This window comes from Serratia sp. 4542, from assembly GCF_016805595.1.
GTDB classification, from domain to species: domain Bacteria; phylum Pseudomonadota; class Gammaproteobacteria; order Enterobacterales; family Enterobacteriaceae; genus Serratia; species Serratia nevei.
Window position 1 is genome coordinate 1 of sequence record NZ_RXKV01000025.1, and the last position, 19,393, is coordinate 19,393.

Annotated in this window: 37 protein-coding genes and 3 pseudogenes; 21 read left to right on the plus strand and 19 right to left on the minus strand. The window is 46.1% G+C overall.

Annotated features, from left to right (window positions below; all coding sequences use genetic code 11):
- Window positions 1-191: 191 nt before the first annotated feature.
- Window positions 192-386 (plus strand): YlcI/YnfO family protein, encoded by a 195-nt coding sequence (locus EKL15_RS24265; protein ID WP_001421937.1) that lies wholly within the window; start codon window positions 192-194, stop codon window positions 384-386.
- Window positions 387-550: 164 nt separating this feature from the next.
- Here EKL15_RS24265 and ybcW read toward each other — a convergent pair whose 3' ends face one another.
- Window positions 551-757 carry a protein YbcW gene (ybcW, locus tag EKL15_RS24270; RefSeq protein ID WP_001031427.1) on the minus strand — a complete coding sequence of 69 codons (207 nt, stop codon included), beginning with the start codon at window positions 755-757 and terminating at the stop codon, window positions 551-553.
- A 285-nt stretch (window positions 758-1,042) separates the two neighbouring features.
- On the opposite strand from ybcW, the gene EKL15_RS24275 reads away from it, so the two are divergent.
- Both EKL15_RS24275 and bor read left to right on the plus strand, forming a co-directional pair.
- The gene (locus tag EKL15_RS24275; protein WP_012775990.1) at window positions 1,043-1,453 is read left to right on the plus strand and encodes a DUF1398 domain-containing protein; all 411 of its coding nucleotides are present in this window, start codon (window positions 1,043-1,045) and stop codon (window positions 1,451-1,453) included.
- Window positions 1,454-1,742: 289 nt separating this feature from the next.
- On the plus strand, window positions 1,743-2,036 hold the full coding sequence (gene bor / locus EKL15_RS24280; RefSeq protein ID WP_000738492.1) for a serum resistance lipoprotein Bor: 294 nt from the start codon (window positions 1,743-1,745) through the stop codon (window positions 2,034-2,036).
- Window positions 2,037-2,067: 31 nt separating this feature from the next.
- Here the strand turns inward: bor and rzpD are convergent, their stop codons facing one another.
- From rzpD to EKL15_RS24365, 17 genes and pseudogenes are all read right to left on the minus strand, one after another.
- Window positions 2,068-2,529, minus strand: coding sequence for a prophage endopeptidase RzpD (gene rzpD, locus EKL15_RS24285; RefSeq protein WP_000092275.1), 462 nt, complete (start codon window positions 2,527-2,529; stop codon window positions 2,068-2,070).
- Window positions 2,526-3,002, minus strand: a complete 477-nt coding sequence (locus EKL15_RS24290; protein WP_000229403.1) for a glycoside hydrolase family protein — start codon at window positions 3,000-3,002, stop codon at window positions 2,526-2,528. Before EKL15_RS24290 ends, rzpD begins: the two co-directional genes overlap by 4 nt.
- Window positions 2,986-3,309 (minus strand): annotated as a pseudogene (locus tag EKL15_RS24295) (phage holin, lambda family). Before EKL15_RS24295 ends, EKL15_RS24290 begins: the two are co-directional and overlap by 17 nt.
- Window positions 3,310-3,985: 676 nt before the next feature.
- Window positions 3,986-4,609, minus strand: a complete 624-nt coding sequence (locus EKL15_RS24300) for an antitermination protein (RefSeq protein ID WP_001235459.1) — start codon at window positions 4,607-4,609, stop codon at window positions 3,986-3,988.
- Complete coding sequence (locus EKL15_RS24305; RefSeq protein WP_001271136.1) at window positions 4,606-5,271, minus strand: serine/threonine protein phosphatase; 666 nt, start codon at window positions 5,269-5,271, stop codon at window positions 4,606-4,608. Before EKL15_RS24305 ends, EKL15_RS24300 begins: the two co-directional genes overlap by 4 nt.
- Entirely contained in the window at window positions 5,249-5,455 is a 207-nt protein-coding gene (locus tag EKL15_RS24310) for a phage NinH family protein (RefSeq protein ID WP_002901791.1), read from the minus strand. Before EKL15_RS24310 ends, EKL15_RS24305 begins: the two co-directional genes overlap by 23 nt.
- A complete protein-coding gene (locus tag EKL15_RS24315; RefSeq protein WP_015979261.1) occupies window positions 5,452-6,066 on the minus strand; it encodes a recombination protein NinG in 615 nt (204 codons plus the stop codon). The genes EKL15_RS24310 and EKL15_RS24315 overlap by 4 nt, the downstream gene beginning before the upstream one ends.
- Window positions 6,056-6,226 (minus strand): protein NinF, encoded by a 171-nt coding sequence (locus tag EKL15_RS24320; protein ID WP_000566997.1) that lies wholly within the window; start codon window positions 6,224-6,226, stop codon window positions 6,056-6,058. Before EKL15_RS24320 ends, EKL15_RS24315 begins: the two co-directional genes overlap by 11 nt.
- Window positions 6,223-6,405, minus strand: coding sequence for a NinE family protein (locus EKL15_RS24325; protein WP_000113775.1), 183 nt, complete (start codon window positions 6,403-6,405; stop codon window positions 6,223-6,225). The genes EKL15_RS24320 and EKL15_RS24325 overlap by 4 nt, the downstream gene beginning before the upstream one ends.
- Window positions 6,372-6,545: a protein NinD gene (gene ninD, locus EKL15_RS24330; protein ID WP_000984218.1), complete on the minus strand. Its 174-nt coding sequence runs from the start codon at window positions 6,543-6,545 to the stop codon at window positions 6,372-6,374. The genes EKL15_RS24325 and ninD overlap by 34 nt, the downstream gene beginning before the upstream one ends.
- On the minus strand, window positions 6,542-7,414 hold the full coding sequence (locus EKL15_RS24335) for a phosphoadenosine phosphosulfate reductase family protein (RefSeq protein ID WP_000611491.1): 873 nt from the start codon (window positions 7,412-7,414) through the stop codon (window positions 6,542-6,544). The genes ninD and EKL15_RS24335 overlap by 4 nt, the downstream gene beginning before the upstream one ends.
- The gene (locus tag EKL15_RS24340; protein ID WP_000736903.1) at window positions 7,411-7,851 is read right to left on the minus strand and encodes a recombination protein NinB; all 441 of its coding nucleotides are present in this window, start codon (window positions 7,849-7,851) and stop codon (window positions 7,411-7,413) included. Before EKL15_RS24340 ends, EKL15_RS24335 begins: the two co-directional genes overlap by 4 nt.
- Window positions 7,852-7,924: 73 nt before the next feature.
- The gene (locus tag EKL15_RS24345; protein ID WP_000145933.1) at window positions 7,925-8,215 is read right to left on the minus strand and encodes a protein ren; all 291 of its coding nucleotides are present in this window, start codon (window positions 8,213-8,215) and stop codon (window positions 7,925-7,927) included.
- Window positions 8,212-8,913 (minus strand): replication protein P, encoded by a 702-nt coding sequence (locus tag EKL15_RS24350; protein ID WP_000788910.1) that lies wholly within the window; start codon window positions 8,911-8,913, stop codon window positions 8,212-8,214. Before EKL15_RS24350 ends, EKL15_RS24345 begins: the two co-directional genes overlap by 4 nt.
- A complete protein-coding gene (locus tag EKL15_RS24355; protein WP_000185505.1) occupies window positions 8,910-9,809 on the minus strand; it encodes a replication protein in 900 nt (299 codons plus the stop codon). The genes EKL15_RS24350 and EKL15_RS24355 overlap by 4 nt, the downstream gene beginning before the upstream one ends.
- A gap of 32 nt (window positions 9,810-9,841) precedes the next feature.
- Window positions 9,842-10,135, minus strand: a complete 294-nt coding sequence (locus EKL15_RS24360) for a lambda phage CII family protein (RefSeq protein ID WP_000251069.1) — start codon at window positions 10,133-10,135, stop codon at window positions 9,842-9,844.
- A 118-nt stretch (window positions 10,136-10,253) separates the two neighbouring features.
- Entirely contained in the window at window positions 10,254-10,454 is a 201-nt protein-coding gene (locus EKL15_RS24365) for a Cro/CI family transcriptional regulator (protein ID WP_000437875.1), read from the minus strand.
- A 100-nt stretch (window positions 10,455-10,554) separates the two neighbouring features.
- On the opposite strand from EKL15_RS24365, the gene EKL15_RS24370 reads away from it, so the two are divergent.
- The 4 genes and pseudogenes from EKL15_RS24370 to EKL15_RS24720 form a co-directional block, all read left to right on the plus strand.
- Complete coding sequence (locus EKL15_RS24370) at window positions 10,555-11,268, plus strand: LexA family transcriptional regulator (protein WP_000104864.1); 714 nt, start codon at window positions 10,555-10,557, stop codon at window positions 11,266-11,268.
- Between the two features lie 112 nt (window positions 11,269-11,380).
- Window positions 11,381-12,220 carry a protein rexA gene (locus tag EKL15_RS24375; RefSeq protein ID WP_000788349.1) on the plus strand — a complete coding sequence of 280 codons (840 nt, stop codon included), beginning with the start codon at window positions 11,381-11,383 and terminating at the stop codon, window positions 12,218-12,220.
- Between the two features lie 15 nt (window positions 12,221-12,235).
- Window positions 12,236-12,670, plus strand: coding sequence for a protein rexB (locus EKL15_RS24380; protein WP_001245922.1), 435 nt, complete (start codon window positions 12,236-12,238; stop codon window positions 12,668-12,670).
- Window positions 12,671-13,001: 331 nt separating this feature from the next.
- Window positions 13,002-13,194, plus strand: a pseudogene (locus EKL15_RS24720) (antitermination protein N); the annotation flags it as partial.
- 264 nt (window positions 13,195-13,458) lie between these two features.
- On the opposite strand, the gene EKL15_RS24390 reads toward EKL15_RS24720, so the two are convergent.
- Window positions 13,459-13,941: a superinfection exclusion B family protein gene (locus EKL15_RS24390; protein WP_000281856.1), complete on the minus strand. Its 483-nt coding sequence runs from the start codon at window positions 13,939-13,941 to the stop codon at window positions 13,459-13,461.
- A gap of 266 nt (window positions 13,942-14,207) precedes the next feature.
- Here EKL15_RS24390 and EKL15_RS24395 point away from each other — a divergent pair, with 266 nt between their 5' ends.
- From EKL15_RS24395 to EKL15_RS24460, 14 genes and pseudogenes are all read left to right on the plus strand, one after another.
- Window positions 14,208-14,408, plus strand: a complete 201-nt coding sequence (locus tag EKL15_RS24395) for an antirestriction Ral family protein (protein ID WP_000213975.1) — start codon at window positions 14,208-14,210, stop codon at window positions 14,406-14,408.
- A gap of 182 nt (window positions 14,409-14,590) precedes the next feature.
- Window positions 14,591-14,959 (plus strand): DUF2528 family protein, encoded by a 369-nt coding sequence (locus EKL15_RS24400; protein WP_000065374.1) that lies wholly within the window; start codon window positions 14,591-14,593, stop codon window positions 14,957-14,959.
- Window positions 14,960-15,031: 72 nt separating this feature from the next.
- Window positions 15,032-15,196, plus strand: coding sequence for a protease FtsH-inhibitory lysogeny factor CIII (locus EKL15_RS24405; protein ID WP_001198861.1), 165 nt, complete (start codon window positions 15,032-15,034; stop codon window positions 15,194-15,196).
- On the plus strand, window positions 15,165-15,308 hold the full coding sequence (kil, locus tag EKL15_RS24410; protein WP_000372937.1) for a host cell division inhibitory peptide Kil: 144 nt from the start codon (window positions 15,165-15,167) through the stop codon (window positions 15,306-15,308). Before EKL15_RS24405 ends, kil begins: the two co-directional genes overlap by 32 nt.
- 74 nt (window positions 15,309-15,382) lie before the next feature.
- Complete coding sequence (locus EKL15_RS24415; protein WP_000995451.1) at window positions 15,383-15,679, plus strand: host-nuclease inhibitor Gam family protein; 297 nt, start codon at window positions 15,383-15,385, stop codon at window positions 15,677-15,679.
- Window positions 15,680-15,684: 5 nt separating this feature from the next.
- Window positions 15,685-16,470, plus strand: a complete 786-nt coding sequence (gene bet, locus EKL15_RS24420) for a phage recombination protein Bet (protein WP_000100844.1) — start codon at window positions 15,685-15,687, stop codon at window positions 16,468-16,470.
- The gene (locus EKL15_RS24425; RefSeq protein WP_000186853.1) at window positions 16,467-17,147 is read left to right on the plus strand and encodes a lambda exonuclease family protein; all 681 of its coding nucleotides are present in this window, start codon (window positions 16,467-16,469) and stop codon (window positions 17,145-17,147) included. Before bet ends, EKL15_RS24425 begins: the two co-directional genes overlap by 4 nt.
- Window positions 17,144-17,326 (plus strand): DUF1317 domain-containing protein, encoded by a 183-nt coding sequence (locus EKL15_RS24430; protein ID WP_000149542.1) that lies wholly within the window; start codon window positions 17,144-17,146, stop codon window positions 17,324-17,326. Before EKL15_RS24425 ends, EKL15_RS24430 begins: the two co-directional genes overlap by 4 nt.
- A complete protein-coding gene (locus EKL15_RS24435; RefSeq protein WP_015979260.1) occupies window positions 17,299-17,490 on the plus strand; it encodes a DUF1382 family protein in 192 nt (63 codons plus the stop codon). The genes EKL15_RS24430 and EKL15_RS24435 overlap by 28 nt, the downstream gene beginning before the upstream one ends.
- 76 nt (window positions 17,491-17,566) lie before the next feature.
- Window positions 17,567-17,783, plus strand: a pseudogene (locus tag EKL15_RS24845) (cell division protein ZapA).
- Window positions 17,784-17,881: 98 nt separating this feature from the next.
- The gene (locus EKL15_RS24445; RefSeq protein WP_000763367.1) at window positions 17,882-18,103 is read left to right on the plus strand and encodes a TraR/DksA family transcriptional regulator; all 222 of its coding nucleotides are present in this window, start codon (window positions 17,882-17,884) and stop codon (window positions 18,101-18,103) included.
- A complete protein-coding gene (locus EKL15_RS24450) occupies window positions 18,100-18,648 on the plus strand; it encodes an ead/Ea22-like family protein (RefSeq protein ID WP_001289873.1) in 549 nt (182 codons plus the stop codon). The genes EKL15_RS24445 and EKL15_RS24450 overlap by 4 nt, the downstream gene beginning before the upstream one ends.
- 191 nt (window positions 18,649-18,839) lie before the next feature.
- The gene (locus tag EKL15_RS24455) at window positions 18,840-19,121 is read left to right on the plus strand and encodes a hypothetical protein (RefSeq protein WP_000026224.1); all 282 of its coding nucleotides are present in this window, start codon (window positions 18,840-18,842) and stop codon (window positions 19,119-19,121) included.
- 88 nt (window positions 19,122-19,209) lie between these two features.
- On the plus strand, window positions 19,210-19,377 hold the full coding sequence (locus tag EKL15_RS24460; RefSeq protein WP_000545733.1) for a hypothetical protein: 168 nt from the start codon (window positions 19,210-19,212) through the stop codon (window positions 19,375-19,377).
- Window positions 19,378-19,393: the final 16 nt, after the last annotated feature.

The window sequence follows — 19,393 nt, forward strand, 5'->3', positions numbered from 1 at the left end:
GTCGGATCACCGGAAAGGACCCGTAAAGTGATAATGATTATCATCTACATATCACAACGTGCGTGGAGGCCATCAAACCACGTCAAATAATCAATTATGACGCAGGTATCGTATTAATTGATCTGCATCAACTTAACGTAAAAACAACTTCAGACAATACAAATCAGCGACACTGAATACGGGGCAACCTCATGTCAACGAAGAACAGAACCCGCAGAACAACAACCCGCAACATCCGCTTTCCTAACCAAATGATTGAACAAATTAACATCGCTCTTGAGCAAAAAGGGTCCGGGAATTTCTCAGCCTGGGTCATTGAAGCCTGCCGTCGGAGACTAACGTCAGAAAAGAGAGCATATACATCAATTAAAAGTGATGAAGAATGAACATCCCGCGTTCTTCCCTCCGAACAGGACGATATTGTAAATTCACTTAATTACGAGGGCATTGCAGTAATTGAGTTGCAGTTTTACCACTTTCCTGACAGTGACAGACTGCGTGTTGGCTCTGTCACAGACTAAATAGTTTGAATGATTAGCAGTTATGGTGATCAGTCAACCACCAGGGAATAATCCTTCATATTATTATCGTGCTTCACCAACGCTGCCTCAATTGCTCTGAATGCTTCCAGAGACACCTTATGTTCTATACATGCAATTACAACATCAGGGTAACTCATAGAAATGGTGCTATTAAGCATATTTTTTACACGAATCAGATCCACGGAGGGATCATCAGCAGATTGTTCTTTATTCATTTTGTCGCTCCATGCGCTTGCTCTTCATCTAGCGGTTAAAATATTACTTCAAATCTTTCTGTATGAAGATTTGAGCACGTTGGCCTTACATACATCTGTCGGTTGTATTTCCCTCCAGAATGCCAGCAGGACCGCACTTTGTTACGCAACCAATACTATTAAGTGAAAACATTCCTAATATTTGACATAAATCATCAACAAAACACAAGGAGGTCAGACCAGATTGAAACGATAAAAACGATAATGCAAACTACGCGCCCTCGTATCACATGGAAGGTTTTACCAATGGCTCAGGTTGCCATTTTTAAAGAAATATTCGATCAAGTGCGAAAAGATTTAGACTGTGAATTGTTTTATTCTGAACTAAAACGTCACAACGTCTCACATTATATTTACTATCTAGCCACAGATAATATTCACATCGTGTTAGAAAACGATAACACCGTGTTAATAAAAGGACTTAAAAAGGTTGTAAATGTTAAATTCTCAAGAAACACGCATCTTATAGAAACGTCCTATGATAGGTTGAAATCAAGAGAAATCACATTTCAGCAATACAGGGAAAATCTTGCTAAAGCAGGAGTTTTCCGATGGGTTACAAATATCCATGAACATAAAAGATATTACTATACCTTTGATAATTCATTACTATTTACTGAGAGCATTCAGAACACTACACAAATCTTTCCACGCTAAATCATAACGTCCGGTTTCTTCCGTGTCAGCACCGGGGCGTTGGCATAATGCAATACGTGTACGCGCTAAACCCTGTGTGCATCGTTTTAATTATTCCCGGACACTCCCGCAGAGAAGTTCCCCGTCAGGGCTGTGGACATAGTTAATCCGGGAATACAATGACGATTCATCGCACCTGACATACATTAATAAATATTAACAATATGAAATTTCAACTCATTGTTTAGGGTTTGTTTAATTTTCTACACATACGATTCTGCGAACTTCAAAAAGCATCGGGAATAACACCATGAAAAAAATGCTACTCGCTACTGCGCTGGCCCTGCTTATTACAGGATGTGCTCAACAGACGTTTACTGTTCAAAACAAACCGGCAGCAGTAGCACCAAAGGAAACCATCACCCATCATTTCTTCGTTTCTGGAATTGGGCAGAAGAAAACTGTCGATGCAGCCAAAATTTGTGGCGGCGCAGAAAATGTTGTTAAAACAGAAACCCAGCAAACATTCGTAAATGGATTGCTCGGTTTTATTACTTTAGGCATTTATACTCCGCTGGAAGCGCGTGTGTATTGCTCACAATAATTGCATGAGTTGCCCATCGATATGGGCAACTCTATCTGCACTGCTCATTAATATACTTCTGGGTTCCTTCCAGTTGTTTTTGCATAGTGATCAGCCTCTCTCTGAGGGTGAAATAATCCCGTTCAGCGGTGTCTGCCAGTCGGGGGGAGGCTGCATTATCCACGCCGGAGGCGGTGGTGGCTTCACGCACTGACTGACAGACTGCTTTGATGTGCAACCGACGACGACCAGCGGCAACATCATCACGCAGAGCATCATTTTCAGCTTTAGCATCAGCTAACTCCTTCGTGTATTTTGCATCGAGCGCAGCAACATCACGCTGACGCATCTGCATGTCAGTAATTGCCGCGTTCGCCAGCTTCAGTTCTCTGGCATTTTTGTCGCGCTGGGCTTTGTAGGTAATGGCGTTATCACGGTAATGATTAACAGCCCATGACAGGCAGACGATGATGCAGATAACCAGAGCGGAGATAATCGCGGTGACTCTGCTCATACATCAATCTCTCTGACCGTTCCGCCCGCTTCTTTGAATTTTGCAATCAGGCTGTCAGCCTTATGCTCGAACTGACCATAACCAGCGCCCGGCAGTGAAGCCCAGATATTGCTGCAACGGTCGATTGCCTGACGGATATCACCACGATCAATCATAGGTAAAGCGCCACGCTCCTTAATCTGCTGCAATGCCACAGCGTCCTGACTTTTCGGAGAGAAGTCTTTCAGGCCAAGCTGCTTGCGGTAGGCATCCCACCAACGGGAAAGAAGCTGGTAGCGTCCGGCGCCTGTTGATTTGAGTTTTGGGTTTAGCGTGACAAGTTTGCGAGGGTGATCGGAGTAATCAGTAAATAGCTCTCCGCCTACAATGACGTCATAACCATGATTTCTGGTTTTCTGACGTCCGTTATCAGTTCCCTCCGACCACGCCAGCATATCGAGGAACGCCTTACGTTGATTATTGATTTCTACCATCTTCTACTCCGGCTTTTTTAGCAGCGAAGCGTTTGATAAGCGAACCAATCGAGTCAGTACCGATGTAGCCGATAAACACGCTCGTTATATAAGCGAGATTGCTACTTAGTCCGGCGAAGTCGAGAAGGTCACGAATGAACTAGGCGATAATGGCGCACATCGTTGCGTCGATTACTGTTTTTGTAAACGCACCGCCATTATATCTGCCGCGAAGGTACGCCATTGCAAACGCAAGGATTGCCCCGATGCCTTGTTCCTTTGCCGCGAGAATGGCGGCCAACAGGTCATGTTTTTCTGGCATCTTCATGTCTTACCCCCAATAAGGGGATTTGCTCTATTTAATTAGGAATAAGGTCGATTACTGATAGAACAAATCCAGGCTACTGTGTTTAGTAATCAGATTTGTTCGTGACCGATATGCACGGGCAAAACGGCAGGAGGTTGTTAGCGCGACCTCCTGCCACCCGCTTTCACGAAGGTCATGTGTAAAAGGCCGCAGCGTAACTATTACTAATGAATTCAGGACAGACAGTGGCTACGGCTCAGTTTGGGTTGTGCTGTTGCTGGGCGGCGATGACGCCTGTACGCATTTGGTGATCCGGTTCTGCTTCCGGTATTCGCTTAATTCAGCACAACGGAAAGAGCACTGGCTAACCAGGCTCGCCGACTCTTCACGATTATCGACTCAATGCTCTTACCTGTTGTGCAGATATAAAAAATCCCGAAACCGTTATGCAGGCTCTAACTATTACCTGCGAACTGTTTCGGGATTGCATTTTGCAGACCTCTCTGCCTGCGATGGTTGGAGTTCCAGACGATACGTCGAAGTGACCAACTAGGCGGAATCGGTAGTAAGCGCCGCCTCTTTTCATCTCACTACCACAACGAGCGAATTAACCCATCGTTGAGTCAAATTTACCCAATTTTATTCAATAAGTCAATATCATGCCGTTAATATGTTGCCATCCGTGGCAATCATGCTGCTAACGTGTGACCGCATTCAAAATGTTGTCTGCGATTGACTCTTCTTTGTGGCATTGCACCACCAGAGCGTCATACAGCGGCTTAACAGTGCGTGACCAGGTGGGTTGGGTAAGGTTTGGGATTAGCATCGTCACAGCGCGATATGCTGCGCTTGCTGGCATCCTTGAATAGCCGACGCCTTTGCATCTTCCGCACTCTTTCTCGACAACTCTCCCCCACAGCTCTGTTTTGGCAATATCAACCGCACGGCCTGTACCATGGCAATCTCTGCATCTTGCCCCCGGCGTCGCGGCACTACGGCAATAATCCGCATAAGCGAATGTTGCGAGCACTTGCAGTACCTTTGCCTTAGTATTTCCTTCAAGCTTTGCCACACCACGGTATTTCCCCGATACCTTGTGTGCAAATTGCATCAGATAGTTGATAGCCTTTTGTTTGTCGTTCTGGCTGAGTTCGTGCTTACCGCAGAATGCAGCCATACCGAATCCGGCTTGTGATTGCGCCATCCCCATAGCAGCCATCACATCAGTACCGGAAAGAGAGTCAGAAGCCGTGGCCCGTGGTGAGTCGCTCATCATCGGGCTTTTTGGCGAATGAAATTTAGCTACGCTTTCGAGTCTCATGCGCCTTCTCCCTGTACCTGAATCAATGTTAGGTTTCCGCAGAACACTGCGCCGGTATCGATATACATTTGGTTGGCAAACTTGAGTGGTTTCACTGCTGGCGTATGACCAAAGATGAACGTGTCCGCGCCTTTGATTTCTTTCACGATCCCGTTTTGTGAGTTGCTGATTCGTTCGCGGTTCCAGATTACCTGCTGATGATCAACTGGCTTTCCAAACTCGTATTCGTCAAAGGGATAATCGGCGTGGCAGATAACATATTTTTTATCTTTGCTCACCAGTTCGATGATTAACGGAAGTTCATCTGCTTTATGGGCAAGAGCTTTAGCCAGAATTTCTTTGTCGTAATCGAGATTAAAGAACCAGCCACCGCCATTAAGCAGCCAGTGATTAACGTTTCCACGCTCTGATAAGCCATCAATCATCATTTGCTCATGGTTTCCACGTACAGCTCTGAACCAGGGGAATGTGATTAATTCCAGGCATTCAACGTTCTCTGCACCACGATCAACCAAATCGCCCACCGAGATAAGCAGGTCTTTTTTGTTGTCGAATCCAATCGTATCCAGTTTGTTCATCAGGTTCGTGTAGCATCCGTGCAGATCGCCAACTACCCAAATATTTCGGTATTTGCTGCCATCAATTTTTTCGTAATAGCGCATCTCTTTCACTCCATCCGCGATGAACCATGAGAACGTCGTTGACGATGGCGTGCATTTTCCCGTCTTTATCATCAACGTATTTTCTGACCGTACCGCGACTACATTTCAGTCTGCGTGCTACTTCTGTCTGATTTCCGTATGTTTCAACGAGCATGTCTGGAATGGTTTTTACTGAGAACGTCATGCGGCCTCACTTCTGCTATTTCGCAGGTCTTTGAGTTTCTGTTGGTACTCTGCCTTGATCGCCTTGCACTCTTCGATAGTCCAGCGATGGCGGTTATGGTTTGATTCGATTTCGTCTACTGCTTCCTGCCCGATGCGGCTAATCAGTTCGACGCGATACGGAACGAGATTTCCGCTTTTGTGCTGGTTGCACACCACGCATTGCTTGTGAATATTGCGTTCATTAAATCGGAGTTGAGGTGCCGCAGCAGTTGTCCGGTAATGTCCGGCATCCCACTGAGCAGACGTGAGCGTTCCGCACGAGATACATGGTAAGTCGCGGTCTCTTTCTCTGATGAAGGCGTTTACGGCTTGTTGGGCTTGTTTAATCCAGTAACTGCGGGGCTTTAAGGCGAGTTTTCGAATCTTAAGTTTATCTTTCTGTTTCTGCTCCTCTCGTCGTCGTTTCTTCTCTGCTGCTTTTTCCGCTTTTTCGCGTTCTTTACTTCGTCGTTCGAGTGCTATCTTGGTTCCACACTCTGGAGAGCACCACCACTGATTAGCGAATGCAGGGTGAAACCATTCCCGGCATTCATCGTTTTTACATCGTCTTCGCGCTGGTTTAGCCATCATCTTCTTCCTCGTGCATCGAGCTATTCGGATCGCTCATCAGTTCTGCGCAGCAGTGCTCACACACGTGAACTTCCAGCACATGCAGCTTCTGACCGCAGTTAGCGCACGTTAAAGCTCGCTCGACGCTTTCTTGTTCGTAACTTCGATTTTGGTCAATCACCTTGTTTTCCTCGCACGACGTCTTAGCCACCGGATATCCCACAGGTGAGCCGTGTAGTTGAAGGTTTTTACGTCAGATTCTTTTGGGATTGGCTTGGGTTTATTTCTGGTGCGTTTCGTTGGAAGGTATTTGCAGTTTTCGCAGATTATGTCGGTGATACTTCGTCGCTGTCTCGCCACACGTCCTCCTTTTCCTGCGGTAGTGGTAACACCCCTGTTGGTGTTCTTTCACACCGGAGACACCATCGATTCCAGTAAGGTTGATTTGGTCGGAAGCGGTTATCTTCTTTGCATTCACCGCACCGATAACATCGCATCATGCAGCTTCCCTCCCGAAGTCGAAATCAAGCTGCCCTCCAAATATTTCGCATGACTCAGAACAAGAGCCGGTATCGAATCTTTTAGCTCGTACCATGTCCTGATACAGGGCTTGATAATCATTTTCTGAATACATTTTCGCGATACCGTCCAGCGACATTCTTCCTCGGTACATAATCTCCTTTGGCGTTTCCCGATGTCCGTCACGCACATGGGATCCCGTGATGACCTCATTAAAAACACGCTGCAATCCCTCCTCATCTTTGCAGGCAAGTCCGATTTTTTGCGTTGATTTTTTAATGCAGAATATGCAGTTACCGAGATGTTCCGGTATTTGCAAATCGAATGGTTGTTGCTTCCACCATGCGAGGATATCTTCCTTCTCAAAGTCTGACAGTTCAGCAAGATATCTGATTCCAGGCTTTGGCTTTAGCCGCTTCGGTTCATCAGCTCTGATGCCAATCCACGTGGTGTAATTCCCTCGCCCGAAATGGTCATCACAGTATTTGGTGAAGGGAACGAGTTTTAATCTGTCAGTGCAGAACGCGCCGCCGACGTATGGAGTGCCATATTTCTTTACCATATCGATAAATGGCTTCAGAACAGGCATTCGCGTCTGAATATCCTTTGGTTCCCATACCGTATAACCATTTGGCTGTCCAAGCTCCGGGTTGATATCAACCTGCAATACGGTGAGCGGTATATCCCAGAACTTCACAACTTCCCTGACAAACCGATATGTCATTGGATGTTCACAACCTGTATCCATGAAAACGTAATGCACGTCTTTACCTGCCCGTCGCTTTTGCTCCATTAGCCAGAGCAAATATGCTGACGTCCTGCCACCGGAGAAACTAACGACATTTATCATGCAGCCCTGTCTCCCCATCTCGCTTTCCACTCCAGAGCCAGTCTCGCTTCGTCTGACCACTTAACGCCACGCTCTGTACCGAATGCCTGTATAAGCTCTAATAGCTCCGCAAATTCGCCTACACGCATCCTGCTGGTTGACTGGCCTATTACCACAAAGCCATTCCCGGCAAGGTTAGGAACAACATCCTGCTGCTTTAATGCTGCGGTAAACACACACTTCCAGCTTTCTGCATCCAGCCAGCGACCATGCCATTCAACCTGACGAGAGACGTCACCTAAGCAGGCCCATAGCTTCCTGTTTTGGTCTAAGCTGCGGTTGCGTTCCTGAATGGTTACTACGATTGGTTTGGTTGGGTCTGGAAGGATTTGCTGTACTGCGTGAATAGCGTTTTGCTGATGTGCTGGAGATCGAATTTCAAAGGTTAGTTTTTTCATGACTTCCCTCTCCCCCAAATAAAAAGGCCTGCGATTACCAGCAGGCCTGTTATTAGCTCAGTAATGTAGATGGTCATCTTTTAACTCCATATACCGCCAATACCCGTTTCATCGCGGCACTCTGGCGACACTCCTTAAAAACCAGGTTCGTGCTCATCTTTCCTTCCCGTTCTTCCCTGGTAGCAAACCGGTAATACACCGTTCGCCAGACCTTACCTTCGATAACCAGAAGACCTGCCCGTGCCATTTTAGCCGCGGCCTGATTTATGCTGGTTACTGTTGCGCCTGTTAGCGCGGCAACGTCCGGCGCACAGAAGCTATTATGCGTCCCCAGGTAATGAATAATTGCCTCTTTGCCCGTCATACACTTGCTCCTTTCAGTCCGAACTTAGCTTTGATTTCTGCGATCTTCGCCAGAGCCTGTGCACGATTTAGAGGTCTACCGCCCATGACAGGAAGTTGTTTTACTGGTTCAGGGATCGCCTCACCACGGTTAATTCTCGCAGTCATATGGACAAGCTCATCTGCGGCCTTACGGCGTAATTCCGCATCAGTAAGCGCATTGGCCCGCATGTTCTGATACAGGTTGGTAACCAGCCAGTAGTGCGCGTTTGATTTCCACGGATAAGACTCCGCATCCGGATACAGGCCTCGCTTCCGGCAATACTCGTAAACCATATCAACCAGCTCGCTGACGTTTGGCAGTCCGGCGGTAACGGATGCTTCTTCCCGGCACCATGCAACAAACTGCCCGGGTGATGGCAGAAATGGTCGATTCTGCCGACGGGCTACGCGCATTCCTGCGTTAACCTGTTCCATCGTGGTGATCCCGTTTTCCCGAAAAGCCAGAACCCACTGGCGACGGATTTCGTTCACTTCGTTCTGGTCACGGTTAGCCAGGCTCGCCGGGAAAGTTGCCAGTAACTGGCTGAACACACCGTTGATGATCTGCGCTACCTGCTGTACCTGCGGCTTTTCGTCGTACTGTTCCGGCATGTTGTTGGCGATCCGACGCATCTGCTCACGGTCAAAGTTAACCATCTGTGCGGCGATGTTTTTCATAGATCCACCCCGTAAATCCAGTCTGTGTTTGTCAGGTCGAGTTTTGGTTTGCTGGCTGTCACGCCTGCCTGTTGCTTGTTACGGTTGATTTCGAGTTGGGTCCACTTATCGCGGAGTTTGGCCGGGCTCAGCACGTTACCGGACCAGAAGTTGTCCTGGCATGCCCAGCGGAACAGCACACACATGTCGCGGTGGTTACGTCCGTCACGTTCACGCATCAGGCGGATATCGTTAGCCCACCCAGCAAAATTCGGTTTTCTGGCTGATGGTGCGATAGTCTTCACCATGTCAAACATCCACTCTGCGGCGGTCAGGTCTTCTGCTGTCCCCCACTTGCTGCCGCTCTGAATTGCAGCATCCGGTTTCACCACAGAAAGGTCGTTTTCTGGCTGGTCAGAGGATTCGCCAGAATTCTCTGACGAATAATCTTTTCTTTTTTCTTTTGTAATAGTGTCTTTTGTGTCCCCCTGTTTTGAGGGATAGCAATCCCCCAATTTGAGGGATGTTTTATCCCTCGTTTTAGGGGATTTTCCCTCGTTTTGAGGGATGCACCATTCTGAGATGTTTTTATTTGGTCCAAACATGCCGCCTTGCTGCTTGATAATATTCATTCTGACGAGTTCTAACTTGGCTTCATTGCACCGTTTGACAGGTAACTTTGTAATCTCGCTAAGTTGAGAATCGGTGATTCTGTCCATTGGTTTATTCCACCCATAGGTTTTACGCAGAATGGCAAGCAGCACTTTAAACTGTCGCTTGGTCAGATCTGCGCCCGAATAAGCCTCAAGCAGCATATTTGATAGTCTGGCGTAACCATCATCGAGATCTGCCACATTACGCTCCTGTCCGGCAAAGTTACCTCTGCCGAAGTTGAGTATTTTTGCTGTATTTGTCATAATGACTCCTGTTGATAGATCCAGTAATGACCTCAGAACTCCATCTGGATTTGTTCAGAACGCTCGGTTGCCGCCGGGCGTTTTTTATTGGTGAGAATCGCAGCAACTTGTCGCGCCAATCGAGCCATGTCGTCGTCAACGACCCCCCATTCAAGAACAGCAAGCAGCATTGAGAACTTTGGAATCCAGTCCCTCTTCCACCTGCTGATCTGCGACTTATCAACGCCCACAGCTTCCGCTGTCTTCTCAGTTCCAAGCATTGCGATTTTGTTAAGCAACGCACTCTCGATTCGTAGAGCCTCGTTGCGTTTGTTTGCACGAACCATATGTAAGTATTTCCTTAGATAACAATTGATTGAATGTATGCAAATAAATGCATACACCATAGGTGTGGTTTAATTTGATGCCCTTTTTCAGGGCTGGAATGTGTAAGAGCGGGGTTATTTATGCTGTTGTTTTTTTGTTACTCGGGAAGGGCTTTACCTCTTCCGCATAAACGCTTCCATCAGCGTTTATAGTTAAAAAAATCTTTCGGCCTGCATGAATGGCCTTGTTGATCGCGCTTTGATATACGCCGAGATCTTTAGCTGTCTTGGTTTGCCCAAAGCGCATTGCATAATCTTTCAGGGTTATGCGTTGTTCCATACAACCTCCTTAGTACATGCAACCATTATCACCGCCAGAGGTAAAATAGTCAACACGCACGGTGTTAGATATTTATCCCTTGCGGTGATAGATTTAACGTATGAGCACAAAAAAGAAACCATTAACACAAGAGCAGCTTGAGGACGCACGTCGCCTTAAAGCAATTTATGAAAAAAAGAAAAATGAACTTGGCTTATCCCAGGAATCTGTCGCAGACAAGATGGGGATGGGGCAGTCAGGCGTTGGTGCTTTATTTAATGGCATCAATGCATTAAATGCTTATAACGCCGCATTGCTTACAAAAATTCTCAAAGTTAGCGTTGAAGAATTTAGCCCTTCAATCGCCAGAGAAATCTACGAGATGTATGAAGCGGTTAGTATGCAGCCGTCACTTAGAAGTGAGTATGAGTACCCTGTTTTTTCTCATGTTCAGGCAGGGATGTTCTCACCTAAGCTTAGAACCTTTACCAAAGGTGATGCGGAGAGATGGGTAAGCACAACCAAAAAAGCCAGTGATTCTGCATTCTGGCTTGAGGTTGAAGGTAATTCCATGACCGCACCAACAGGCTCCAAGCCAAGCTTTCCTGACGGAATGTTAATTCTCGTTGACCCTGAGCAGGCTGTTGAGCCAGGTGATTTCTGCATAGCCAGACTTGGGGGTGATGAGTTTACCTTCAAGAAACTGATCAGGGATAGCGGTCAGGTGTTTTTACAACCACTAAACCCACAGTACCCAATGATCCCATGCAATGAGAGTTGTTCCGTTGTGGGGAAAGTTATCGCTAGTCAGTGGCCTGAAGAGACGTTTGGCTGATCGGCAAGGTGTTCTGGTCGGCGCATAGCTGATAACAATTGAGCAAGAATCTTCATCGAATTAGGGGAATTTTCACTCCCCTCAGAACATAACATAGTAAATGGATTGAATTATGAAGAATGGTTTTTATGCGACTTACCGCAGCAAAAATAAAGGGAAAGATAAGCGCTCAATAAACCTGTCTGTTTTCCTTAATTCTCTGCTGGCTGATAATCATCACCTGCAGGTTGGCTCCAATTATTTGTATATTCATAAAATCGATGGAAAAACTTTTCTCTTTACCAAAACAAATGACAAGAGTCTGGTTCAGAAGATAAATCGCTCTAAAGCTTCAGTTGAAGATATTAAGAACAGCCTCGCAGATGACGAATCATTGGGATTCCCATCTTTTTTGTTTGTTGAAGGCGACACCATTGGTTTTGCCAGAACTGTTTTCGGGCCGACCACATCCGATCTGACAGATTTTTTAATCGGGAAAGGAATGTCATTAAGCAGTGGAGAGCGCGTTCAGATAGAGCCACTGATGAGGGGAACCACCAAAGACGATGTTATGCATATGCATTTCATCGGCCGAACAACGGTGAAGGTAGAAGCCAAGCTACCTGTATTTGGCGATATATTAAAGGTCTTAGGGGCAACAGATATTGAAGGGGAGCTTTTTGACTCATTGGATATAGTCATTAAGCCAAAATTTAAAAGGGATATAAAAAAGGTTGCCAAGGATATTATTTTTAACCCGTCACCTCAATTTTCAGACATTAGCCTGCGGGCAAAAGATGAGGCCGGAGATATTTTAACAGAACATTATCTATCAGAAAAAGGCCATCTCTCAGCGCCTCTGAACAAGGTCACCAATGCTGAGATAGCTGAAGAGATGGCATATTGCTACGCAAGAATGAAAAGTGATATACTGGAATGTTTTAAAAGGCAGGTGGGCAAAGTTAAGGATTAATTATCAGGAGTAATTATGCGGAACAGAATCATGCCTGGTGTTTACATAGTAATAATTCCTTACGTTATCGTAAGCATTTGCTATCTCCTTTTCCGCCACTACATTCCTGGTGTTTCTTTTTCAGCTCATAGAGATGGTCTTGGGGCGACATTGTCATCATATGCAGGAACCATGATTGCAATCCTGATTGCTGCCTTGACGTTTCTAATCGGAAGCAGAACGCGCCGACTGGCCAAGATTAGAGAGTATGGGTATATGACATCGGTAGTTATTGTCTATGCCCTTAGTTTTGTTGAGCTTGGAGCTTTGTTTTTCTGCGGGTTATTGCTTCTTTCCAGCATAAGCGGCTACATGATACCCACTATCGCCATCGGCATTGCCTCTGCATCGTTCATTCATATATGCATCCTTGTTTTCCAACTATATAATTTGACCAGAGAACAAGAATAACCCGGCCTCAGCGCCGGGTTTTCTTTGCCTCACGATCGCCCCCAAAACACATAACCAATTGTATTTATTGAAAAATAAATAGATACAACTCACTAAACATAGCAATTCAGATCTCTCACCTACCAAACAATGCCCCCCTGCAAAAAATAAATTCATATAAAAAACATACAGATAACCATCTGCGGTGATAAATTATCTCTGGCGGTGTTGACATAAATACCACTGGCGGTGATACTGAGCACATCAGCAGGACGCACTGACCACCATGAAGGTGACGCTCTTAAAAATTAAGCCCTGAAGAAGGGCAGCATTCAAAGCAGAAGGCTTTGGGGTGTGTGATACGAAACGAAGCATTGGCCGTAAGTGCGATTCCGGATTAGCTGCCAATGTGCCAATCGCGGGGGGTTTTCGTTCAGGACTACAACTGCCACACACCACCAAAGCTAACTGACAGGAGAATCCAGATGGATGCACAAACACGCCGCCGCGAACGTCGCGCAGAGAAACAGGCTCAATGGAAAGCAGCAAATCCCCTGTTGGTTGGGGTAAGCGCAAAACCAGTTAACCGCCCTATTCTCTCGCTGAATCGCAAACCGAAATCACGAGTAGAAAGCGCACTAAATCCGATAGACCTTACAGTGCTGGCTGAATACCACAAACAGATTGAAAGCAACCTGCAACGTATTGAGCGCAAGAATCAGCGCACATGGTACAGCAAGCCTGGCGAACGCGGCATAACATGCAGTGGACGCCAGAAAATTAAGGGAAAATCGATTCCTCTTATCTAGTTACTTAGATATTGGCCTTGGCTTTATCTCAATATTATATGGATCATAGCTGGCAACTAATTCAGTCCAGTAAATATCCTCAATAGGGAATAATATATGCTTTCCATTCCATCGGGAAAAAGTTTTGTTCAACACACCAAGCTCAATCAACTCACTAATGTATGGGAATTGTTTTGATGTAACCACATACTTCCTGCCTTCATTAAGGGCTGCGCACAAAACCATAGATTGCTCTTCTGTAAGGTTTTGAATTACTGATCGCACTTTATCGTTTTGCATCTTAATGCGTTTTCTTAGCTTAAATCGCTTATATCTGGCGCTGGCAATAGCTGATAATCGATGCACATTAATTGCTAGCGAAAATGCAAGAGCAAAGACGAAAACATGCCACACATGAGGAATACCGATTCTCTCATTAACATATTCAGGCCAGTTATCTGGGCTTAAAAGCAGAAGTCCAACCCAGATAACGATCATATACATGGTTCTCTCCAGAGGTTCATTACTGAACACTCGTCCGAGAATAACGAGTGGATCCATTTCTATACTCATCAAACTGTAGGGGTTGTAATAGTTTATCCGATTTCTCGCTGTAGGGGTACACGAGAACCACCGAGCCTGATGTGGTTAAAAGACAGGCACAATCTTTACTACCGCAATCCACTATTTAAGGTGATATATGGAAGAAGAATTTGAAGAGTTCGAAGAGCATCCTCAGGATGTGATGGAACAATACCAGGACTATCCGTATGACTACGACTATTGATAAAAATCAATGGTGTGGACAATTCAAGCGATGCAATGGATGCAAGCTGCAATCGGAATGCATGGTTAAGCCTGAAGAAATGTTTCCTGTAATGGAAGATGGGAAATATGTCGATAAATGGGCAATACGAACGACGGCAATGATTGCCAGAGAACTTGGTAAACAGAACAACAAAGCTGCCTGATAGTGGCCTTTATTTTTGGCATAAATAACAGAATAAACACTGCACTGTGTATTCATTCCAACGAGTGAATACACGGAGCAATGTCGCTCGTAACTAAACAGGAGCCGACTTGTTCTGATTATTGGAAATCTTCTTTGCCCTCCAGTGTGAGGGCGATTTTTTATCTGTGAGGATATGAACAGATGTCAAACATCAAAAAATACATCATTGATTACGACTGGAAAGCATCAATAGAAATTGAAATCGACCATGACGTAATGACAGAGGAAAAACTTCACCAGATTAATAATTTCTGGTCAGACTCTGAATACCGACTCAATAAACACGGCTCTGTATTAAATGCTGTATTAATCATGCTGGCGCAACATGCTCTGCTTATAGCAATTTCAAGCGACTTAAATGCATATGGTGTTGTGTGTGAGTTCGACTGGAATGATGGAAATGGTCAGGAAGGATGGCCTCCAATGGATGGTAGCGAAGGAATAAGAATTACCGATATCGATACATCAGGAATATTTGATTCAGATGATATGACTATCAAGGCCGCCTGAGTGCGGTTTTACCGCATACCAATAACGCTTCACTCGAGGCGTTTTTCGTTATGTATAAATAAGGAGCACACCATGCAATATGCCATTGCAGGGTGGCCTGTTGCTGGCTGCCCTTCCGAATCTTTACTTGAACGAATCACCCGTAAATTACGTGACGGATGGAAACGCCTTATCGACATACTTAATCAGCCAGGAGTCCCAAAGAATGGATCAAACACTTATGGCTATCCAGACTAAATTCACTATCGCCACTTTTATTGGCGATGAAAAGATGTTTCGTGAAGCCGTCGACGCTTATAAAAAATGGATATTAATACTGAAACTGAGATCAAGCAAAAGCATTCACTAACCCCCTTTCCTGTTTTCCTAATCAGCCCGGCATTTCGCGGGCGATATTTTCACAGCTATTTCAGGAGTTCAGCCATGAACGCTTATTACATTCAGGATCGTCTTGAGGCTCAGAGCTGGGCGCGTCACTACCAGCAGCTCGCCCGTGAAGAGAAAGAGGCAGAACTGGCAGACGACATGGAAAAAGGCCTGCCCCAGCACCTGTTTGAATCGCTATGCATCGATCATTTGCAACGCCACGGGGCCAGCAAAAAATCCATTACCCGTGCGTTTGATGACGATGTTGAGTTTCAGGAGCGCATGGCAGAACACATCCGGTACATGGTTGAAACCATTGCTCACCACCAGGTTGATATTGATTCAGAGGTATAAAACGAATGAGTACTGCACTCGCAACGCTGGCTGGGAAGCTGGCTGAACGTGTCGGCATGGATTCTGTCGACCCACAGGAACTGATCACCACTCTTCGCCAGACGGCATTTAAAGGTGATGCCAGCGATGCGCAGTTCATCGCATTACTGATCGTTGCCAACCAGTACGGCCTTAATCCGTGGACGAAAGAAATTTACGCCTTTCCTGATAAGCAGAATGGCATCGTTCCGGTGGTGGGCGTTGATGGCTGGTCCCGCATCATCAATGAAAACCAGCAGTTTGATGGCATGGACTTTGAGCAGGACAATGAATCCTGTACATGCCGGATTTACCGCAAGGACCGTAATCATCCGATCTGCGTTACCGAATGGATGGATGAATGCCGCCGCGAACCATTCAAAACTCGCGAAGGCAGAGAAATCACGGGGCCGTGGCAGTCGCATCCCAAACGGATGTTACGTCATAAAGCCATGATTCAGTGTGCCCGTCTGGCCTTCGGATTTGCTGGTATCTATGACAAGGATGAAGCCGAGCGCATTGTCGAAAATACTGCATACACTGCAGAACGTCAGCCGGAACGCGACATCACTCCGGTTAACGATGAAACCATGCAGGAGATTAACACTCTGCTGATCGCCCTGGATAAAACATGGGATGACGACTTATTGCCGCTCTGTTCCCAGATATTTCGCCGCGACATTCGTGCATCGTCAGAACTGACACAGGCCGAAGCAGTAAAAGCTCTTGGATTCCTGAAACAGAAAGCCGCAGAGCAGAAGGTGGCAGCATGACACCGGACATTATCCTGCAGCGTACCGGGATCGATGTGAGAGCTGTCGAACAGGGGGATGATGCGTGGCACAAATTACGGCTCGGCGTCATCACCGCTTCAGAAGTTCACAACGTGATAGCAAAACCCCGCTCCGGAAAGAAGTGGCCTGACATGAAAATGTCCTACTTCCACACCCTGCTTGCTGAGGTTTGCACCGGTGTGGCTCCGGAAGTTAACGCTAAAGCACTGGCCTGGGGAAAACAGTACGAGAACGACGCCAGAACCCTGTTTGAATTCACTTCCGGCGTGAATGTTACTGAATCCCCGATCATCTATCGCGACGAAAGTATGCGTACCGCCTGCTCTCCCGATGGTTTATGCAGTGACGGCAACGGCCTTGAACTGAAATGCCCGTTTACCTCCCGGGATTTCATGAAGTTCCGGCTCGGTGGTTTCGAGGCCATAAAGTCAGCTTACATGGCCCAGGTGCAGTACAGCATGTGGGTGACGCGAAAAAATGCCTGGTACTTTGCCAACTATGACCCGCGTATGAAGCGTGAAGGCCTGCATTATGTCGTGATTGAGCGGGATGAAAAGTACATGGCGAGTTTTGACGAGATCGTGCCGGAGTTCATCGAAAAAATGGACGAGGCACTGGCTGAAATTGGTTTTGTATTTGGGGAGCAATGGCGATGACGCATCCTCACGATAATATCCGGGTAGGCGCAATCACTTTCGTCTACTCCGTTACAAAGCGAGGCTGGGTATTTCCCGGCCTTTCTGTTATCCGAAATCCACTGAAAGCACAGCGGCTGGCTGAGGAGATAAATAATAAACGAGGGGCTGTATGCACAAAGCATCTTCTGTTGAGTTAAGAACGAGTATCGAGATGGCACATAGCCTTGCTCAAATTGGAATCAGGTTTGTGCCAATACCAGTAGAAACAGACGAAGAATTTCATACGTTAGCCGCATCCCTTTCACAAAAGCTGGAAATGATGGTGGCGAAAGCAGAAGCAGATGAGAGAAACCAGGTATGACAACCACGGAATGCATTTTTCTGGCAGCGGGCTTCATATTCTGTGTGCTTATGCTTGCCGACATGGGACTTGTTCAATGACACCTCAGCAGGAAAACGCCCTTCGCAGCATTGCCCGTCAGGCTAATTCTGAAATCAAAAAAAGCCAGACAGCAGTTTCCGGATAAAAACGTCGATGACATTTGCCGTAGCGTACTGAAGAAGCACCGCGAAACGGTAACGCTGATGGGATTCACACCGACTCATTTAAGCCTGGCAATCGGCATGTTAAACGGCGTCTTTAAGGAACGATGAACATGAAAAGCAAAATCATCAGGGAGCTACAGGCTCCTTTTTTATTATTCGCATTCACCCTCAAGCGTATTAACCAACAGTTCAGGGATTAATGAAAGATGGCAGACATCATTGATTCAGCATCAGAAATAGAAGAATTACAGCGCAACACAGCAATAAAAATGCGCCGCCTGAACCACCAGGCTATATCTGCCACTCATTGTTGTGAGTGTGGCGATCCGATAGATGAACGAAGACGCCTGGTCGTTCAGGGTTGTCGGACTTGTGCAAGTTGCCAGGAGGATCTGGAACTTATCAGTAAACAGAGAGGTTCGAAGTGAGCGAAATTAACTCTCAGGCACTGCGTGAAGCGGCAGAGCAGGCAATGCATGACGACTGGGGATTTGACGCAGACCTTTTCCATGAATTGGTAACACCATCGATTGTGCTGGAACTGCTGGATGAACGGGAAAGAAACCAGCAATACATCAAACGCCGCGACCAGGAGAACGAGGATATTGCGCTAACAGTAGGGAAACTGCGTGTTGAGCTTGAAACAGCAAAATCAAAACTCAACGAGCAGCGTGAGTATTACGAAGGTGTTATCTCGGATGGGAGTAAGCGTATTGCTAAACTGGAAAGCAACGAAGTCCGTGAAGACGGAAACCAGTTTCTTGTTGTTCGCCATCCTGGGAAGACTCCTGTTATCAAGCACTGCACTGGTGACCTGGAAGAGTTTCTGCGGCAGTTAATCGAACAAGACCCGTTAGTAACTATCGACATCATTACGCATCGCTATTACGGGGTTGGAGGTCAATGGGTTCAGGATGCAGGTGAGTATCTGCATATGATGTCTGACGCTGGCATTCGCATCAAAGGAGAGTGAGATCGGTTTTGTAAAAGATAACGCTTGTGAAAATGCTGAATTTCGCGTCGTCTTCACAGCGATGCCAGAGTCTGTAGTGTCAGATGATGACCGTACTCAAACATCGGGTTGAGTATTATCTTACTGTTTCTTTACATAAACATTGCTGATACCGTTTAGCTGAAACGACATACATTGCAAGGAGTTTATAAATGAGTATCAATGAGTTAGAGTCTGAGCAAAAAGATTGGGCGTTATCAATGTTGTGCAGATCCGGTGTCTTGTCTCCATGCAGACATCACGAAGGTGTTTATGTAGATGAAGGTATAGATATAGAGTCGGCATACAAATATTCCATGAAGGTTTATAAGTCTAATGAAGACAAATCCCCATTCTGCAATGTGCGAGAAATGACTGATACCGTGCAAAATTATTATCACGAGTACGGTGGAAACGATACTTGCCCTCTCTGTACAAAACATATAGATGATTAAACCCAATATTACATAACAATCCTCGCACTCGCGGGGATTTATTTTATCTGAACTCGCTACGGCGGGTTTTGTTTTATGGAGATGATAAATGCACTTCCGAGTCACAGGAGAATGGAATGGAGAGCCATTCAACAGAGTTATCGAAGCGGAGAACATCAACGACTGCTACGACCACTGGATGATATGGGCGCAGATAGCACATGCAGACGTAACCAATATTCGAATTGAAGAACTGAAAGAACACCAAGCCGCCTGATGGCGGTTTTTTCTTG

What these genes read in the sequence shown, in the direction of transcription:
- EKL15_RS24265 (WP_001421937.1), top strand. Translation starts at nt 192, where the DNA reads ATGTCAACGAAGAACAGAACCCGCAGAACAACAACCCGCAACATCCGC.
- ybcW (WP_001031427.1), bottom strand. Translation starts at nt 757, where the DNA reads ATGAATAAAGAACAATCTGCTGATGATCCCTCCGTGGATCTGATTCGT.
- EKL15_RS24275 (WP_012775990.1), top strand. Translation starts at nt 1,043, where the DNA reads ATGGCTCAGGTTGCCATTTTTAAAGAAATATTCGATCAAGTGCGAAAA.
- bor (WP_000738492.1), top strand. Translation starts at nt 1,743, where the DNA reads ATGAAAAAAATGCTACTCGCTACTGCGCTGGCCCTGCTTATTACAGGA.
- rzpD (WP_000092275.1), bottom strand. Translation starts at nt 2,529, where the DNA reads ATGAGCAGAGTCACCGCGATTATCTCCGCTCTGGTTATCTGCATCATC.
- EKL15_RS24290 (WP_000229403.1), bottom strand. Translation starts at nt 3,002, where the DNA reads ATGGTAGAAATCAATAATCAACGTAAGGCGTTCCTCGATATGCTGGCG.
- EKL15_RS24300 (WP_001235459.1), bottom strand. Translation starts at nt 4,609, where the DNA reads ATGAGACTCGAAAGCGTAGCTAAATTTCATTCGCCAAAAAGCCCGATG.
- EKL15_RS24305 (WP_001271136.1), bottom strand. Translation starts at nt 5,271, where the DNA reads ATGCGCTATTACGAAAAAATTGATGGCAGCAAATACCGAAATATTTGG.
- EKL15_RS24310 (WP_002901791.1), bottom strand. Translation starts at nt 5,455, where the DNA reads ATGACGTTCTCAGTAAAAACCATTCCAGACATGCTCGTTGAAACATAC.
- EKL15_RS24315 (WP_015979261.1), bottom strand. Translation starts at nt 6,066, where the DNA reads ATGATGGCTAAACCAGCGCGAAGACGATGTAAAAACGATGAATGCCGG.
- ninD (WP_000984218.1), bottom strand. Translation starts at nt 6,545, where the DNA reads ATGATGCGATGTTATCGGTGCGGTGAATGCAAAGAAGATAACCGCTTC.
- EKL15_RS24335 (WP_000611491.1), bottom strand. Translation starts at nt 7,414, where the DNA reads ATGATAAATGTCGTTAGTTTCTCCGGTGGCAGGACGTCAGCATATTTG.
- EKL15_RS24340 (WP_000736903.1), bottom strand. Translation starts at nt 7,851, where the DNA reads ATGAAAAAACTAACCTTTGAAATTCGATCTCCAGCACATCAGCAAAAC.
- EKL15_RS24345 (WP_000145933.1), bottom strand. Translation starts at nt 8,215, where the DNA reads ATGACGGGCAAAGAGGCAATTATTCATTACCTGGGGACGCATAATAGC.
- EKL15_RS24350 (WP_000788910.1), bottom strand. Translation starts at nt 8,913, where the DNA reads ATGAAAAACATCGCCGCACAGATGGTTAACTTTGACCGTGAGCAGATG.
- EKL15_RS24355 (WP_000185505.1), bottom strand. Translation starts at nt 9,809, where the DNA reads ATGACAAATACAGCAAAAATACTCAACTTCGGCAGAGGTAACTTTGCC.
- EKL15_RS24360 (WP_000251069.1), bottom strand. Translation starts at nt 10,135, where the DNA reads ATGGTTCGTGCAAACAAACGCAACGAGGCTCTACGAATCGAGAGTGCG.
- EKL15_RS24365 (WP_000437875.1), bottom strand. Translation starts at nt 10,454, where the DNA reads ATGGAACAACGCATAACCCTGAAAGATTATGCAATGCGCTTTGGGCAA.
- EKL15_RS24370 (WP_000104864.1), top strand. Translation starts at nt 10,555, where the DNA reads ATGAGCACAAAAAAGAAACCATTAACACAAGAGCAGCTTGAGGACGCA.
- EKL15_RS24375 (WP_000788349.1), top strand. Translation starts at nt 11,381, where the DNA reads ATGAAGAATGGTTTTTATGCGACTTACCGCAGCAAAAATAAAGGGAAA.
- EKL15_RS24380 (WP_001245922.1), top strand. Translation starts at nt 12,236, where the DNA reads ATGCGGAACAGAATCATGCCTGGTGTTTACATAGTAATAATTCCTTAC.
- EKL15_RS24390 (WP_000281856.1), bottom strand. Translation starts at nt 13,941, where the DNA reads ATGTATATGATCGTTATCTGGGTTGGACTTCTGCTTTTAAGCCCAGAT.
- EKL15_RS24395 (WP_000213975.1), top strand. Translation starts at nt 14,208, where the DNA reads ATGACTACGACTATTGATAAAAATCAATGGTGTGGACAATTCAAGCGA.
- EKL15_RS24400 (WP_000065374.1), top strand. Translation starts at nt 14,591, where the DNA reads ATGTCAAACATCAAAAAATACATCATTGATTACGACTGGAAAGCATCA.
- EKL15_RS24405 (WP_001198861.1), top strand. Translation starts at nt 15,032, where the DNA reads ATGCAATATGCCATTGCAGGGTGGCCTGTTGCTGGCTGCCCTTCCGAA.
- kil (WP_000372937.1), top strand. Translation starts at nt 15,165, where the DNA reads ATGGATCAAACACTTATGGCTATCCAGACTAAATTCACTATCGCCACT.
- EKL15_RS24415 (WP_000995451.1), top strand. Translation starts at nt 15,383, where the DNA reads ATGAACGCTTATTACATTCAGGATCGTCTTGAGGCTCAGAGCTGGGCG.
- bet (WP_000100844.1), top strand. Translation starts at nt 15,685, where the DNA reads ATGAGTACTGCACTCGCAACGCTGGCTGGGAAGCTGGCTGAACGTGTC.
- EKL15_RS24425 (WP_000186853.1), top strand. Translation starts at nt 16,467, where the DNA reads ATGACACCGGACATTATCCTGCAGCGTACCGGGATCGATGTGAGAGCT.
- EKL15_RS24430 (WP_000149542.1), top strand. Translation starts at nt 17,144, where the DNA reads ATGACGCATCCTCACGATAATATCCGGGTAGGCGCAATCACTTTCGTC.
- EKL15_RS24435 (WP_015979260.1), top strand. Translation starts at nt 17,299, where the DNA reads ATGCACAAAGCATCTTCTGTTGAGTTAAGAACGAGTATCGAGATGGCA.
- EKL15_RS24445 (WP_000763367.1), top strand. Translation starts at nt 17,882, where the DNA reads ATGGCAGACATCATTGATTCAGCATCAGAAATAGAAGAATTACAGCGC.
- EKL15_RS24455 (WP_000026224.1), top strand. Translation starts at nt 18,840, where the DNA reads ATGAGTATCAATGAGTTAGAGTCTGAGCAAAAAGATTGGGCGTTATCA.
- EKL15_RS24460 (WP_000545733.1), top strand. Translation starts at nt 19,210, where the DNA reads ATGCACTTCCGAGTCACAGGAGAATGGAATGGAGAGCCATTCAACAGA.